The organism is Flavobacterium silvaticum (assembly GCF_012911565.1).
Taxonomy (GTDB): domain Bacteria; phylum Bacteroidota; class Bacteroidia; order Flavobacteriales; family Flavobacteriaceae; genus Flavobacterium; species Flavobacterium silvaticum.
This window is the reverse complement of sequence record NZ_JAAMPU010000061.1, coordinates 1-536: the sequence shown is the minus strand read 5'-3', so window position 1 is coordinate 536 and position 536 is coordinate 1. Positions and strand designations below refer to the sequence as shown.

1 protein-coding gene is annotated in these 536 nt (G+C 51.7%); it reads left to right on the top strand.

Features of this window, described 5'->3' with window-relative positions; genetic code table 11:
* Positions 1-536, top strand: a 536-nt coding sequence (locus G6047_RS00220) for a hypothetical protein (protein WP_211165348.1), incomplete at both ends; no start/stop codon positions are given.

Genomic DNA, 536 nt, shown 5'->3' with positions numbered 1-536 from the left:
CAGACTGTGCGCCGGCCGATAATGCCAAATGGCAATCTGCCCTGTTATTCGTTGATAGCGATGGTGATGGATATACCACTTCTTCCACCGCGACATCCGTTTGCTACGGAGCTTCGATTCCTGCGGGGTACAGTGTTTCTTCATTGGGAGTTGACTGTAACGATGCCGACAACACCAAACACGCTTCATTCGATTTCTATGCGGATACCGATAACGACGGATTCGGAGCCGGTTCTTTGGTGAGTGTATGTGCCGTGAACAGCTCAACACCACCTGCGGGTTATTCATCCAACAATACAGATTGTGCTCCTTCAGACAATACCAAATGGAGAACGGCCGACCTGTATACGGACGCAGACGGAGACGGGTATGCCACTTCAGCGACTCCGCTTGCCACTTGCTATGGGGTATCGAGCCCTGCGGGAACCTCAGTTTCATCTTCAGGATTGGATTGTGATGACACCGACAACACCAAGCATGCCTCTTTCGATTTCTATGCGGATACCGACGGGGACGGATTCGGATTCGGGTCTTTG